This is a genomic window from Hydrogenophaga sp. L310 (assembly GCF_055703065.1).
The window spans coordinates 75,547-90,387 of the sequence record NZ_JBVPZA010000004.1; the positions used below are offsets into that span (position 1 = coordinate 75,547).

At 65.2% G+C, this 14,841-nt stretch carries 11 protein-coding genes and 2 tRNA genes; 7 read left to right on the forward strand and 6 right to left on the reverse strand.

From position 1 onward, the window contains the following. Window positions 1–27: 27 nt before the first annotated feature. From AC0GNO_RS08960 to AC0GNO_RS08970, 3 genes are all read left to right on the forward strand, one after another. Entirely contained in the window at window positions 28–882 is an 855-nt protein-coding gene (locus tag AC0GNO_RS08960) for a segregation and condensation protein A (RefSeq protein WP_472903772.1), read from the forward strand. Next, window positions 879–2,480: an L-aspartate oxidase gene (gene nadB, locus AC0GNO_RS08965; RefSeq protein ID WP_472887497.1), complete on the forward strand. Its 1,602-nt coding sequence runs from the start codon at window positions 879–881 to the stop codon at window positions 2,478–2,480. Before AC0GNO_RS08960 ends, nadB begins: the two co-directional genes overlap by 4 nt. 101 nt (window positions 2,481–2,581) lie before the next feature. Further along, the gene (locus AC0GNO_RS08970; RefSeq protein WP_472887496.1) at window positions 2,582–4,840 is read left to right on the forward strand and encodes a RelA/SpoT family protein; all 2,259 of its coding nucleotides are present in this window, start codon (window positions 2,582–2,584) and stop codon (window positions 4,838–4,840) included. A gap of 16 nt (window positions 4,841–4,856) precedes the next feature. Here the strand turns inward: AC0GNO_RS08970 and greB are convergent, their stop codons facing one another. The 4 genes from greB to hrcA form a co-directional block, all read right to left on the reverse strand. After that, window positions 4,857–5,426, reverse strand: a complete 570-nt coding sequence (gene greB / locus AC0GNO_RS08975) for a transcription elongation factor GreB (protein WP_472903773.1) — start codon at window positions 5,424–5,426, stop codon at window positions 4,857–4,859. 74 nt (window positions 5,427–5,500) lie between these two features. Beyond that, window positions 5,501–5,577 (reverse strand) — tRNA-Arg (locus AC0GNO_RS08980). Between the two features lie 28 nt (window positions 5,578–5,605). Further along, window positions 5,606–5,682 (reverse strand) — tRNA-Ile (locus AC0GNO_RS08985). A gap of 45 nt (window positions 5,683–5,727) precedes the next feature. Continuing rightward, a complete protein-coding gene (gene hrcA, locus AC0GNO_RS08990) occupies window positions 5,728–6,753 on the reverse strand; it encodes a heat-inducible transcriptional repressor HrcA (RefSeq protein WP_472903774.1) in 1,026 nt (341 codons plus the stop codon). A 270-nt stretch (window positions 6,754–7,023) separates the two neighbouring features. On the opposite strand from hrcA, the gene AC0GNO_RS08995 reads away from it, so the two are divergent. From AC0GNO_RS08995 to rapZ, 4 genes are all read left to right on the forward strand, one after another. Then, complete coding sequence (locus AC0GNO_RS08995; protein ID WP_472903775.1) at window positions 7,024–8,019, forward strand: porin; 996 nt, start codon at window positions 7,024–7,026, stop codon at window positions 8,017–8,019. Between the two features lie 175 nt (window positions 8,020–8,194). Further along, entirely contained in the window at window positions 8,195–9,112 is a 918-nt protein-coding gene (locus AC0GNO_RS09000) for an NAD kinase (RefSeq protein ID WP_472887492.1), read from the forward strand. Window positions 9,113–9,168: 56 nt separating this feature from the next. Further along, window positions 9,169–10,812: a DNA repair protein RecN gene (gene recN / locus AC0GNO_RS09005; protein ID WP_472903776.1), complete on the forward strand. Its 1,644-nt coding sequence runs from the start codon at window positions 9,169–9,171 to the stop codon at window positions 10,810–10,812. Beyond that, window positions 10,809–11,756, forward strand: a complete 948-nt coding sequence (gene rapZ / locus AC0GNO_RS09010) for an RNase adapter RapZ (protein WP_472887490.1) — start codon at window positions 10,809–10,811, stop codon at window positions 11,754–11,756. The genes recN and rapZ overlap by 4 nt, the downstream gene beginning before the upstream one ends. A 33-nt stretch (window positions 11,757–11,789) precedes the next feature. On the opposite strand, the gene mutY is transcribed toward rapZ, so the two are convergent. Both mutY and AC0GNO_RS09020 read right to left on the reverse strand, forming a co-directional pair. Then, the gene (mutY, locus tag AC0GNO_RS09015; RefSeq protein ID WP_472903777.1) at window positions 11,790–12,890 is read right to left on the reverse strand and encodes an A/G-specific adenine glycosylase; all 1,101 of its coding nucleotides are present in this window, start codon (window positions 12,888–12,890) and stop codon (window positions 11,790–11,792) included. Further along, window positions 12,887–14,821 carry a dynamin family protein gene (locus tag AC0GNO_RS09020; RefSeq protein WP_472903778.1) on the reverse strand — a complete coding sequence of 645 codons (1,935 nt, stop codon included), beginning with the start codon at window positions 14,819–14,821 and terminating at the stop codon, window positions 12,887–12,889. The genes mutY and AC0GNO_RS09020 overlap by 4 nt, the downstream gene beginning before the upstream one ends. Window positions 14,822–14,841 lie beyond the last annotated feature (20 nt).

Sequence of the window (14,841 nt, forward strand, 5' to 3'; positions counted from 1 at the left end):
CGCCGATCGCGCCCGCGGGTCCCACCCATGAGCAACGAGGCCAGCACACTCGACGTCGCCCCCGAAGGGCTCGACGCGGTGATGCCCGCTGTGGTGGACCAGGTGGCGCTGGCCCGCCTGTACGGTGAACCGCTGTTCACCCTGCCGCGCGATCTGTACATCCCGCCGGATGCGCTGCAGGTCTTTCTCGAAGCTTTCGAGGGCCCGCTGGACCTGCTGCTTTACCTGATCCGCAAGCAGAACTTCAACATCCTCGACATCCCGATGGCCGCGGTGACGCGCCAGTACCTGAGCTACGTGGACGAGATCCGCGCCAGCAACCTGGAGCTGGCGGCCGAATACCTGCTGATGGCCGCGATGCTGATCGAGATCAAGTCACGCATGCTGCTGCCGCCCAGAAAGACGGCCGAGGGCGAAGAAGCCGAAGACCCGCGTGCCGAGCTGGTGCGCCGCCTGCTCGAATACGAGCAGATGAAACTGGCCGGCCAGCGGCTGGCCGAGATGCCGCAATACGGCCGCGATTTCCTGCGTGCGCAGGTTTTTGTCGAGCAGGCGCTGGCACCGCGTTTTCCGGACGTGCATGTGCTCGACCTGCAAAGCGCCTGGCGCGACATCCTCAAACGCGCCAAGCTGGTCCAGCACCACAAGATCAGCCGCGAAGAGCTCTCGGTGCGCGAACACATGAGCATCGTGCTGCGCCGCCTGCAGGGCAAGAAGTTCGTCGAATTCGGCGAACTCTTTGACCCGTCCAGGGGCCAGCAGGTGCTGGTGGTGACCTTCATTGCCATGCTGGAGCTGGCCAAGGAAACCTTGATCGAATTGACCCAGGCCGAGGCGTTTGCCCCGATTTACGTGCGCCTGGCCTACACCCCGAATCCATGACCACCCATTCCTTTGACGTCCTCATCATCGGCAGCGGCCTGGCCGGTCTCACGGCCGCCCTGCGCCTGGCGCCCACCCACCGCGTGGCGGTGGTGACCAAGCGCGGCATCTCCGACGGCTCCAGCAACTGGGCCCAGGGCGGCATCGCCGCCGTGCTGGCCGAAGGCGACAGCTACGCCTCGCACGTGGACGACACCCTGGTCGCAGGCGCCGGCCTCTGCGATCTCGAAGCCACCCGCTTCACGGTGGAAAACGCACCGGCCGCCATCGCCTGGCTGCAGGAACTGGGCGTTCCCTTCTCCACCGAAAACGGCGCCCTGCACCTCACCCGCGAGGGCGGCCACAGCCACCGCCGCATCGTGCACGCCACCGACGCCACGGGCGCGGCCGTGCAGACCACGCTGAGCCAGCTGGCCCGATCCACCTCCGGCATCACATTCTTCGAGAACCACATGCTGGTCGACCTGATCACCGACAGCAAACTGCCTGACCACAAGCCCGGCGCAGCCCCCATGCGCTGCCATGGGGCCTACGTGCTCGATGTGGACCGCGACGAGGTCGAAACCTTCAGCGCGCCACACACCATCCTGGCCACTGGCGGCGCGGGCAAGGTCTACCTCTACACCACCAACCCCGACACCGCCACCGGCGACGGCATCGCCGCCGCCTGGCGCGCCGGCTGCCGGGTGGGCAACATGGAATTCATCCAGTTCCACCCCACCTGCCTCTACCACCCACACGCGAAGAGCTTCCTCATCACCGAAGCCGTGCGCGGCGAAGGCGGACAGCTCAAACTGCCACCGCGGCTGGGCAGCCACCGCTTCATGCCCGACCACGATCCGCGCGCCGAACTGGCCCCGCGCGATGTGGTGGCCCGGGCCATCGACTTCGAGATGAAGAAACACGGTCTGGACTGCGTGCACCTGGACATCTCGCACCACAGCCCCGAGTTCCTGCAGGAACACTTCCCGAACATCCTGGCCCGCTGCGCCGAACTCGGCATCGACATCACGAAGGAGCCGATCCCGGTGGTGCCCGCCGCGCACTACACCTGTGGCGGCGTGGTCACCGACCTCGAAGGTCACACGGACCTCAGCGGCCTGTACGCCGTGGGCGAAACCACCTGCACCGGCCTGCACGGCGCCAACCGCCTGGCCAGCAACTCGCTGGTGGAATGCATGGTGTTCGCCCAGGCAGCCGTGGGCGCGATACGGGCGGCCGACGCACCGCAGCCTCCCGAACTGCCGCAGTGGGACGAAAGCCGCGTCACCGACGCCGACGAACAGGTGGTGATTTCACACAACTGGGACGAACTGCGCCGTTTCATGTGGGACTACGTCGGCATCGTGCGCACCGACAAACGCCTGGAGCGCGCAGCGCACCGCATCACGCTGTTGCAGCGCGAAATCCACGAGTTCTATTCGCAGTTCCACGTCACGCGCGACCTGCTCGAACTGCGCAACCTGGTGCAGGTGGCCGACCTGATCGTCATGTCGGCCATGATGCGGCACGAAAGCCGCGGCCTGCACTTCAGCCGCGACTACCCGGACCTGCTGCCCGAAGCCAAGCCGACCATCCTGGTGCCTCCGGCACGGTGAAACGGCGCCCAAGGACCGCGAATCGCGCTCAAGTGCACCCATCTGGAGCTATGCAGGCGTTGCAGCCAGCGCCGGCGCGGTTCTCGCGCTAAAGTAGGGGGATGCCCACCACCGCCGATCCGGACACCGTGAAGTCGACCTCCGCACAGGCCCATCCCGCGGCCAGTGCGGCTGCGGCCAGCTTTGCTGTGTTGGTCGGCAAGCTGGACTACCTGAGCGCGCCCGAGATCGAAAGCGTCCGTCAGGCCTACCGGTTTGCCGACGAAGCCCACCTGGGCCAGATGCGCAAGAACGGTGACCCGTACATCACCCATCCGATCGCGGTGGCCGCCCAGTGCGCCGAATGGAAGCTCGATGCCCAGGCCCTGATGGCCGCGCTGATGCACGATGCCATCGAAGACTGCGGCGTCACCAAAGAGGACCTGGTGGAACGGTTTGGTGCTCCGGTGGCCGATCTGGTCGACGGACTGACCAAGCTCGAAAAGCTGGAGTTCGACACCCGCGAACAGAACCAGGCGGAGTCGTTCCGCAAGATGCTGCTGGCCATGGCCAAGGATGTGCGCGTCATCCTGATCAAGCTGGCCGACCGCACGCACAACATGCGCACCATGGGCGACATGCCGCGCAGCAAATGGAAGCGCATCAGCAGCGAAACGCTGGAGATCTACGCTCCGATCGCGCACCGCCTGGGCCTGAATTTCACCTACCGCGAACTGCAGGACCTGGCCTTCCGCTTCCTGCATCCGTGGCGTTACGAGATCCTGTCCAAGGCGCTGAACAAATCGCGCAACCGCCGCAAGGACCTGATCGCCCGGGTCCAGGGTGAAGTGGAGACCGCGTTCCGGAAGTTCGGGCTTTCCGTGCGCACCATGGGCCGCGAGAAAACGCTCTACTCCGTCTACCGCAAGATGGACAGCAAACACCTGTCGTTTTCTCAGGTGACCGACATCTACGGCTTTCGCATCGTCGTACCCGAACTCAGCGACTGCTACACCGGCATGGGTGTGTTGCACCAGCTCTACAAACCGCTGCCTGGCAAGTTCCGCGACTACGTGGCCATCCCCAAGGTCAACGGCTACCAGTCGCTGCACACCACGCTGATCGGTCCGTTCGGCACCAACATCGAATTCCAGCTGCGCACCCACGCCATGGACGTGGTCGCCGAATCCGGTGTGGCCGCGCACTGGCTTTACAAGGCCAGCGAACCCAACAGCGACACCTCGCAACGCCTGGGCACGCAGTGGCTGCAGTCCTTGCTCGACATCCAGCAGGAAACCCACGACGCCAGCGAGTTCTGGGACCACATCAAGATCGACCTGTTCCCGGACGCGGTCTATGTGTTCACCCCCAAGAGCAAGATCATGGCACTGCCCCGGGGGGCGACGGTGATGGACTTCGCCTATGCGATCCACAGCGACGTCGGCAACAGGACCGTTGCGGCCCGGATCAACAGCGAACAGCGGCCGCTTCGCACAGAGTTGAACAACGGCGACATCGTCGAGATCATCACCAGCGAAACCGCCGAGCCCAACCCGGCCTGGCTCTCGTTCGTGAAGACCGGGCGGGCGCGCTCCAAGATCCGCCACCACCTCAAGACCCTGGCGCAGGATAAGTCGAACGAGCTGGGCGAGCGCATGCTGGGTCAGGCCCTGAGATCGGAAGGCATCGCCACCCTGCCAACCGAAGACGGCCCCTACAAAACCACCTGGGAAAAACTGCTGCGCTTCACCGGCAACAAGACACGCAGCGAGCTCCTGTCGGACATTGGAATGGGCAAGCGCATTGCCAGCATGGTGGGCAAGAAACTCGCGGTGCTGTTGTCTGAAACCGGCCTCAAGCCCGACGCCCTGCTGATCAGCACCGAACGCTACGCCAGCGGAGAGGACGAATCGGTCTCCCAGGGCGTGGTCAGCCTGGACGGCAGCGAAGGCCTTTCGGTGCAATACGCCTCGTGCTGCAAACCCATTCCAGGCGACCGCATCGTGGGCTATCTGGGGCGAGGCGAAGGTCTGACGGTGCACGCCGAGGACTGCCCCACGGGCAGGCGCCTGCTCTCGCGTGACAGCGAGCGTTTCCTGCAGGTGGAGTGGGCCGACGAACCGGTGCGCCCCTTCGAAACCATGGTGGTCGTCACCGTGACCAACGGCAAAGGCGTGCTGGCGCGCGTGGCTTCGGCCATCGCTGCGGTCGAAGCCGACATCACCCACGTGGATATGGGCGACGAACCGGCCCAGACAGCCACCGACATCCGCTTCTCGGTCTCGGTGCGCGACCGCCAGCACCTGGCCGACGTGATACGCAGCCTGAAGCGAACCACCTCGGTCCTCAAGGCCCAGCGTTTCAAGCCCGCCAAGCCCTGACAGCCTGGCAGGTTTTTCAAGGCGCCGTGGGCGCCACCGGGTAGTCCACCGACAGGATCTCAATCTCCTGTGCACCGCCAGGGACCACCAGACGCACCACGTCGCCCACACGGGCCTTGAGCAGGGCCCGGGCCACCGGGGAAACCCAGCTGATCTGGCCTTGGGCGCTGTCGGCCTCATCGACACCCAGAATGGTGACGCTGGTTTCAGCGCCAGACCCGTCGGCATAGCAGACCGTGGCACCAAAAAACACCTGGTCACCCCCGTGGTGCATCGACGCGTCAACCACCTCGGCAATCTCCAGGCGCTGGGTCAGAAAGCGGATGCGGCGGTCGATCTCGCGCAAGCGCTTCTTGCCATAGAGGTAGTCGCCGTTTTCGGAGCGGTCGCCGTTGCTGGCCGCCCAGTGCACGATCTCCACGATCCTGGGGCGTTCGTCGTCGATCAGGGCGAAGAGTTCGTTGCGCAGGCGCTCGTAGCCGGCGCGCGTGATGTAGTTGATGCCTGAAGGTGCGGATGGTGGCGGTGCAACAGCACCATCTTCATCACCGTCGGCATCGGACTCGCGGGTGAAGGCCTTGCTCATGATTGCCGGGCTCCTGGACGATGGACGCGACAGAAACGAAAAAGCCTGCAGCTTTTGGCTGCAGGCTTTCCATTTGGTGCGGCTGGCAGGAATTGAACCCACGACCCCTTGGTTCGTAGCCAAGTACTCTATCCAGCTGAGCTACAGCCGCTAAGCTTTGAATTATAGCACGGGTTTTCTGGTAGGCCGTGTTGGACTTGAACCAACGACCAAAGGATTATGAGTCCTCTGCTCTAACCAACTGAGCTAACGGCCCGCAAGGCGACGATTGTAGGGGCAGCGACCGTGGCGCCAGCGGGCTTCAGCCCTGTTTGCCGTGGCTCAGGGCGTTGCTCACCAGCTTGGCCGTCACGTCGACGATCTGGATCATGCGGTCGTAGGGCATGCGCTGTGGTCCGATCACGCCCAGTGTGCCCACCACCTGGCCATCCACCTCGTAGGGTGCGGTGACCACCGACAGGGCTTCGAATGGCACCACCTGGCTCTCGCCACCGATGTAGATGCGCACCCCATCGGCCTGCGCCGATACGTCGAGCAGGCGGATGAGCTGGGTCTTCTGTTCGAACAGGTCGAACATCCGCCGCAGGTTGCCCATGTCGCTGGAAAATTCGCTCACCGAAAGCAGGTTCCGCTCACCGGATACCACCACCTCGTCCTGTTCACCCGTGGCGTCCTCGCCGATGTTCACTGCGGCCTGCATGAGCGAGGCGATCTCGCCCCGCAGCGCATCCACCTCGACTTTCAGGCGCGCGCGCACCTCCTCCATCGTCAGCCCCGAGTAGTGGGCATTGAGGAAGTTGGCCGCCTCCTGCAGCTGGGTCTGGGTGAAGTTCACCTGCGTGTGGATGATGCGGTTCTGCACATCGCCATCGGGCGACACCAGGATCACCAGCACACGGCGCTCGGACAGGCTCAGGAATTCGATGTGCCGGAACACCGAGGCGCGCCGCGGCGCCATCACGACGCCCACAAAGTGCGACAGGCTGGACAACATCTGGGCCGCGTTGCTGATGACGCGCTGGGGCTGCCCGGCTTCGATGCCGTGCGTCCCCATGTCGCTCACCGGTGAGAACCCTTCCCGCCGCACCGTGAGCATCGTGTCCACAAACAGCCGGTAGCCCCGCGCCGTGGGAATGCGGCCCGCCGAGGTGTGCGGACTCGCGATGAGACCCAGTTCTTCCAGGTCGCTCATGACGTTGCGGATGGTGGCCGGCGAAAGCTCCAGCCCCGCTGCCTTGGCCAGCGTTCGCGAACCCACGGGCTGCCCGTCGGCGATGTATCGCTCGACAAGAGCCTTGAGCAACAGTTTGGCGCGGTCATCCAGCATGGCAGCCATTCTAAGGAGGCGCAGCGCCCGAACACGGAACGGTGGGTTTTGTACACAACAACTGTATTCACTGGCACACGAATTGCTGAGCAGATCGAAAGGCCATTCGTGCCAGCGGTTCGTGCACCAAGGGCGTCCAGACGCCCACCCTTGGTGCAGCGAGTGGCCACGGATCCGTCGAGGCAGCGAAGTGCCCCCGTGACGCTCCGCTATCGCCGGCCGGATGGCTTTTGTCGTGTCCCCACCCTGTTGTTCATCTGGAGAAAATTCATGAAGTCTGCTTTCAAACCTCTGGCCCTCGGCTCTGCCGTTTTCCTGACCGCACTCGGTGCGCAGGCCCAGAGTTCCGTTTCGGTCTACGGCCTGCTCGACCTCAGCATGGGCTCGACCAAGGCCCCGGGTGGCGCATCGGTCAAGTCTGTTGACAGCGGAAAAATGACCACCAGCTATTTCGGCTTTGGCGGCAAGGAAGATCTGGGCGGCGGCCTGTCGGCGGTATTCAAGCTGGAGAGCTTCATGCGCGCCAACACCGGCGCCCAGGGACGGTTCGACGGAGACCCCGCCTTCTCACGTTCGGCCAACGTCGGTCTGTCCCACCAGGACTACGGCACGTTGACCTTCGGGCGCAACACCACCGCGCTGTTCGTTTCCACACTCATGTACAACGCCTTTGGCGACTCCTTCGGCTACTCCCCCAGCATCCGCCACTACTTCACCAGCGGCACCACCACCGGTGACACCGGCTGGAGCGACTCCTTCGCCTACGCCAGCCCGACGTTCGGCGGCGTGCGTTTTGGTGTCTCGGGTGCGAACAAGAACAGCGGCTCCACCGTCAGCAACGGCGGCAACTGGAGTGCCAACGTGGGTTACGGCGCTGGCCCCGTGTCGGCATCGCTGGTCGTGCAGCGCGTGAAGAAAGACGGCGCCAGCCCGGTGGCCGACACCCGCACCACCCAGCTCGGCGGTTCTTACGACTTCGGCGTGGTCAAGGCCTTCGCCCAGTACGGCGAAGTCGAAAACCTGAGCACCCCCAACACCTACAAGATCAGCGGTCTGGGCGCACGCTTCCCCATCGGCACAGGGGCCCTGCTGGCGCAATGGGGCCAGATCAGCCCCGAGACCGGCGCGGATCGCAAAACCCTGTCGTTCGGCTATGTGCACTCGCTGTCCAAGCGGACCGAGGTGTACGCCGTGGGCATGAGCGACAAGGTGGAAGGCCTGTCCAGCGGCTCGGGTTACTCCCTGGGTGTCCGTCACCGCTTCTGATGCGATCGGGGCGTTGGGCACCCCCTCTGGAACAGGGCTGTCCGGGCTGGCATGCGCCGTCCGGACAGTTCCAGTTTGTCGGTCGCGCACCGGAACGCACCCCCACGTGCAGTGCGGCTGAATCACAAGGGTTTTCAGGCGGGTCGGTGCCTTGCGGCTATGTTGTAATTTGGGCATGAGTCTGCCGCCCGACACCCGCTCCGCACCCGCCCCTGCCGTGCGAACCCTGCGTTTTTCGCATGTGGCCATCATCGGCAAATACCAGGCCCCGGGCTCGCGCGACGTGGTGGACGAAGTCGCCCATTTCCTGCACGACGAAGGCTGTGACGTTTCCCTGGAACGTGAAACCGCGCTGAACACCGGCCTGCTGCAATACCCTGCCCTGGACGTGCCCGACATCGGCCACGCCTGTGATCTGGCACTGGTGGTCGGTGGCGACGGCACCATGCTGGGCATCGGACGTCAGCTTGCGCGCTATGGCGTGCCGCTCGTTGGCATCAACCAGGGACGCCTGGGTTTCATCACCGACATTCCCTTTGGCAGCTACCGGGACAAGCTGCGTGCCATCCTGCATGGCGAGTTCGAAGAAGACCCGCGCGCGCTGATCGCGGCCAGGGTCTGGCGCGATGGCCAATGCGTGTTCGAGGCCACCGCGCTCAACGACGTGGTGGTCAACCGCGGTGGTGTGGCCAGCATGATCGAGCTGCGCGTGGAGGTGGACGGCCATTTCGTGGCCAACCAGCGCGCCGACGGCCTGATCATCGCCACCTCGACGGGCTCCACCGCCTATTCGCTGTCGGCCGGCGGGCCGCTGCTGCACCCGGCCATTGGCGGCTGGGTGATGGTGCCGATCGCGCCGCACACGTTGTCCAACCGCCCCATCGTGCTGCCGGCCCAATGCGAAATCGCGGTCGAGATCGTGTCGGGCAAAGACGCCAGTGCCAATTTCGACATGCAATCCCTCACCAGTCTGCTGCACGGGGACCGCATCGTGGTGCGGCGCTCCGAGCACACGCTGCGCCTGCTGCACCCGGTGGGCTGGAGTTACTTCGACACGCTGCGCAAGAAGCTGCACTGGAACGAAGGCGGCTGAATACCGGTCAAAATACGACCGCTTCATCCACCGTTGCTCCTCTCCCTTTCACGCCCATGAGCCTCAGACGCATCGTTTTGCGCGACTTCGTCATCGTGCAGTCGCTCGACCTCGAACTCGAATCGAGTTTCAGCGTGCTCACGGGCGAGACCGGCGCCGGCAAGTCCATCCTGATCGACGCCCTGCAGCTGGCACTGGGTGCGCGGGCCGACAGCGGCGTGGTGCGCGAAGGCGCTGCGCGGTGCGAGATTGCCGCTGAATTTGATCTGCCGCCCCATCTGGCGCCCTGGCTGGAAGAACAAGGTTTCACTCGCGAAGACAGCCTGCTGGTGCGGCGCACCGTGGATGCCGATGGCCGCAGCCGCGCCTGGATCAACGGCAGCGCCGCCACCATGGCGCAACTCAAGGCCCTGGCCAGCGACCTCGTGGACATCCATGGGCAGCACGCCTGGCAAAGCCTGACCCGGTCCGATGCGGTGCGGGCCCTGCTCGACGGCTATGCCGGCATCGACACCACAGCCGCCACCCAGGCGTGGACCCAGTGGCGGTTGCGCCGCAAGGCACTGGAAACGGCCACCGAACGCCAGAGCACCCTGCACCAGGAAAGCGAACGGCTGGCCTGGCAGATTGCCGAGCTCGACAAGCTCCAGCCCGCCGACGGTGAATGGGAAGAGCTCAACAGCCAGCACAGCCGGCTGGCCAATGCCCAGGCCTTGCTGGACGCGGCCAACGCGGCCACGCTGGCGCTGGAAGAGGAAGAGTCCAGTGCCGCAGCGCTGATCCACCGTGCGCTTTCAGCCTTGCAGGCCCAGGCCGGCATCGAACCTCAATTCAACGAGCCGGTGCAAGCGCTGGAAGCGGCCCTCGCCCAGGTGCAGGACACCGTGCACAGCCTGCACCAGTACAGCCGGCGCACCGACCTGGACCCCGCCGGCCTGGCTGCGCTGGACGAGCGGATGGGTCTCTGGATGTCGCTCGCCCGGCGCTACCGTCGGCCCCCCGAGGAGCTGGCAGCGCTGCATGCGCAGTGGAAGTCGGAGCTCGCCGGCGTGGATCAGGCGCTGGATCTGGCCGCCCTGAACGCGGCCGAGCGCAAGGCCTGGCAGGCTTTCGCCGCCGAACTGCAGACCCTGAGCAAACGGCGCCAGCAAGCCGCACCCAAACTCTCCAAAGCGGTCACCGAAACCATGCAGACCCTGGGTTTGCAGGGCGGCCGCTTTGAGGTGGCGCTGCAGAAGCTCGCCGAACCCCAGGCCCACGGTTGGGAACAGGTGGAGTTTCTCGTGGCGGGCCACGCTGGCGTGAGCCCGCGCCCGGTGGGCAAGGTGGCGTCGGGTGGCGAGCTCTCGCGCATCGCGCTCGCCATCTCGGTCGTCACCAGCCAGCTGGGCCAGGCGCCCACGCTGATCTTTGACGAGGTGGACTCGGGCATCGGTGGCGCCGTCGCCCACACCGTGGGCCAGTTGCTGCGCCAGCTGGGCCAGGACCGCCAGGTGCTCGCCGTGACCCACCTGCCCCAGGTCGCCGCCTGCGCCGACCACCACCTGCTGGTGAGCAAACAGCTGCAGGGCCCGCAGACCCTGAGCACGGTTGCCCCCATCACCCGCGATCACCGGGTCGTCGAGCTCGCCCGCATGCTCGGCGGCAACGAACGCTCCGAAGTTTCGCTTGCCCACGCCCGCGAGCTGCTCACGCCATGAACGCCACCGTTCTCCCGCCTGCCGCCGGCGACAGCGAAGTGCCCCCCGCGATCGAGCTGGTGCTGATCACCGGCATGTCGGGCTCGGGCAAGTCGATCGCGCTGACCGCACTGGAGGATCTCGGTTTCTATTGCGTGGACAATCTCCCACCGGAACTGCTGACCTCGTTCATCGCTCTGGAGCAGAGTCATCGCGCCAGCAAAGTGGCCATCGCCATGGATGTGCGCAGTGCAGCCTCCCTGCCGGGTCTGCCCGAACGGCTTGAGCAGGTCAGGAACCAGCCTGGACAGAACATCCATTTGCGCACCGTGTTCCTGGAAGCGACCACCGACACCCTCGTGAGGCGCTTCTCCGAAACGCGGCGACTTCATCCGCTTTCGCTCAAACAAGCCGACGACCAGCACCGCGCGCTCACCGACGCCATCGAACACGAACGAGAGTTGCTGTCGGAGCTGCGTGAAACTGCGCTGGTGCTTGACACCAGCCTCATCCGGCCAGCCCAGCTGCGCAGCCACATCAAGGACCTGCTGGGTACCGGACAAGCCCCGCTCACCCTCGTGTTCGAGTCCTTTGCCTTCAAGCGTGGCGTGCCGATGGACGCCGACTTCGTCTTCGACGTGCGCATGCTGCCCAACCCGCACTACGAGCCCGCACTCAAACCCCTGACCGGGTGCGACGAACCGGTGGCCCGCTACCTGGCCGAACAGGCCGAGGTGCAGGCCATGGAGCAGCAGATCGGCGCATTCCTGCGCCACTGGCTGCCCCAGATGCTGAGAGACCACCGCAGCTATGTCACCGTGGCCATCGGCTGCACCGGCGGGCAGCACCGCTCGGTCTACCTGGTCGAGCGCCTGGCACAGGCTTTTGCGGCCGACTGGGCCACCCGGCTGCGGCACCGTGAAATCGATGGCTGGCCAGCCTCTGCGCGATCCGCCATGCCGTGATCCAGGGCGCAAAGCGCGTGGCCATGCGGAGCCTCAATCGGGCAGCTGCATGAGCAACTGGCGCACGGGTGCTGGCAGGCCCAGCCTGTCAAGGCCCTCCATGTCCACCCAGCGCCCGCTGTCATCGCCAGACACCGGCGTGTGAGACATCTCCAGCAACAACGGATGCAGGCGCAGTTCACGGTGCGTGAGGCTGTGCGCCACCGGCGCCAAGGCCTGCATGCGGCCGGTGTTCGGCGGCAGCACTGCCAGGGCCGAGGCCTCATCGGCAAACACGGGCGTGCAAAACAGACCGGCCCAGATGCCCGCGTTCGGACGGCGTTCCAGCCAGATCCGGTGCGCCCCGTCGTTTGACGGTGAACGCAGAACCAGCAGCCACCAGCTTTCGTGTCGCCGCTTGAGGGTTCGGGTCTTGACGGGATAGCGGCTGGCCGTGCCGTCCTGACCCGACCGGCACAGGACCAGCACCGGACACGCCGCACACGACGGCCGGCTGCGCGAACACAACGTGGCTCCCAGGTCCATCAGCCCTTGCGTGTAAGCCACCATGTCGCCCGCTGCGGGTTGCTCGGGCAGCAAGGCCTGCGCGATCTCCCACAGACGGCGCTGCTGCGCGGCCTGTGCCAGGTCCCCGTCAAACGCCAGCAGACGCGTGAGCACGCGCCGCACGTTGCCATCCAGAATTGAAATCCGCTCGCCATGGCAGAACGCGGCAATGGCTGCCGCCGTCGACGCGCCAATGCCCGGGAGGGTCTGCAGCTCGCTGGACGTTGACGGGAAAACGCCCGCGTGCTGTGCCACCACCACCTGGGCGCAGCGGTGCAGGTTGCGCGCCCGGCTGTAGTAACCCAGACCGCTCCAGAGCGCCATCACCTCATCGGGTGTTGCGCTGGCCAGGGCCTGCACGTCCGGGAACCGCGCCAGAAAGCGCGGAAAGTAGTTCAGCACGGTGCTGACCTGAGTCTGTTGCAGCATGACTTCGGACAGCCACACGCGGTAAGGGTCGCGCGTCCCCTGCCAGGGCAGCCCATGGCGCCCGCTGTGGCGTTGCCACTGCATCAGCACCTGTGAAAATTCGACAGGCAGGGCGGCTCCGGCAACCGATGGTTTCCCGCATTCCGTCGCAACACTCATGCCGCAATGGCTTCGGCTTCGGGCGAGGCAAGAAGGTGGTTGGTCAGTTCGGCCAGCTTGGCGTCGGTCAGGTTCAGCTGGTTTTGCTGGCTCTGCAACTCACGGATGCGTTCATCCAGCCCGCCCGCGGCCTGCTGGATGCGCGAGACGGCTTCGATGCGGCGGGTGAAGTTGCGCCGACGCTCGCGCAATTGCGCATCCAGCTGGGCCGCGGCCGACTTGTTCCAGAGCTCCACTTCGTTGACTGCGGTGTCGTACACCACGCGCAGACGGCTCATGAGCGCGCGCGCCAGCCGCTCGGCAAATTCCGGTTGCGCCAGCCGCAGGGCGTTGCCCAGGCTCAGGTATTGCAGGTGGCTCTTTTCGATCAGCGCGAGGTCTTTGTGGTAAGCCGAAAGCTGGGGCGGCGTGGGCGGTTGCAAAGAAAACCCGTACTCCGCGTTCAGGTTCTTGAAGCTGCCCTCCAGCATGGACTGGATCTCTGCCGCCAACTGATCGGCCCGGTTCAGATCAACGGCCAGCCGCTCGAAGGCCTTGCGGTAGGCGCTCCGCACACCGAGCTTGATACCCGGCTGCTTGAGCGCTCGCGCCAGCTCCGACACGCGGCTCTTGAGATGCGTGTTGCCCAACAGGGCAAACAGGTCTTTGAGCAGACGCAGGTGCACCGAGCGCACCGCCTGGATCTTGGCACCGCTGGCATCAAAATCAGCCTGCTCCTGTTCGATGCGCAGTCGCATCTGCTTGATCACGCCGGTGTTCTTGCCACGCAGGCCGTCCAGTTCCTGGATCTGCTCCAGGATGTCGCGGGCCCGGGTGTGCACCAGTCGACCGGTTTCCTGGCGCAACGACTGGATGCCTTTGGACACCGCTTCGGCCAGGATGCGCCTGCGCCGACCCAGCAAGCCTTCGCCCAGGGCGGCTTCGAATTCCTTCAGGTTGCTCGCCTGCAGCAGCTTGTCGTCCCGGCTGACCTTGGCCAGCAATCCCTTTTGCGCGGACACCGCCAGCACCTGCTGAGGCGACAGCCCCAGGATCTCGGCCGAGTCGGAGCGCTGCGAAGCGATCTGCAATTGCACCTGCTCGGGCGAACTCAGCGCATCCCACATGGTGTCGATCTTGTTGAGCACCACCAGGCGCGATGCCTTGTCCTCCCCCACCACGGACAGGTGCTCCCGCCAGATGCCGAGATCGGATCTGGTCACGCCGGTGTCGGCCGCCAGGATGAAGACCACCGCGTGCGCCTGGGGCAGCAGGCTGACCGTCAACTCGGGTTCGGCACCGATGGCGTTGAGCCCCGGGGTGTCCAGGATCACCAGTCCCTGCTTGAGCAGGGGATGGGCCATGTTGATCAGCGCATGGCGCCACTTGGGAACCTCGATCAACCCGTCCACGCCGACCAAGGGGTTTTCGTTCGGCGTTTCGTCGTTCCAGAAGCCCAGGGAAGCGGCCTCGGCCTGGCTGACGCGGCGCACTTCGGCGACCTTCTGTATCGCGCGCGCGAGTTGCTGGGAATCGTTGACGTCCAGGTCCACCCGCTCCCATTTGTCGGGGGCGTTGCGCCAGTCCAGCAGCGACTGGGGTTGCAAGCGGGTTTCAATCGGCAGCAGCCGCAGGCAGGGCGGCACTTCAGCGTCGTAACCCAGCTCGGTGGGGCACATGGTGGTGCGCCCGGCACTGGCCGGCATGATGCGCCGCCCGTAGCCAGCGAAAAACACCGCATTGATCAGCTCGGATTTGCCACGCGAGAACTCGGCCACGAAGGCCACCATGATCTTGTCGTTCTTGACCTGGGCGTGCAACTGGTCCAACCGCTCCCGCACCCCCGCTTCCAGCAGGTCGTGGTCGCTCAACCAGTCAGACAGGAGCTTGAGTCGCAGAGCAAACTGCTTGCGCCAAACACTGTGCTCGTCAAATTCCTGATTGAAAGTCATGTCACTTTTTTCTGCCTTCT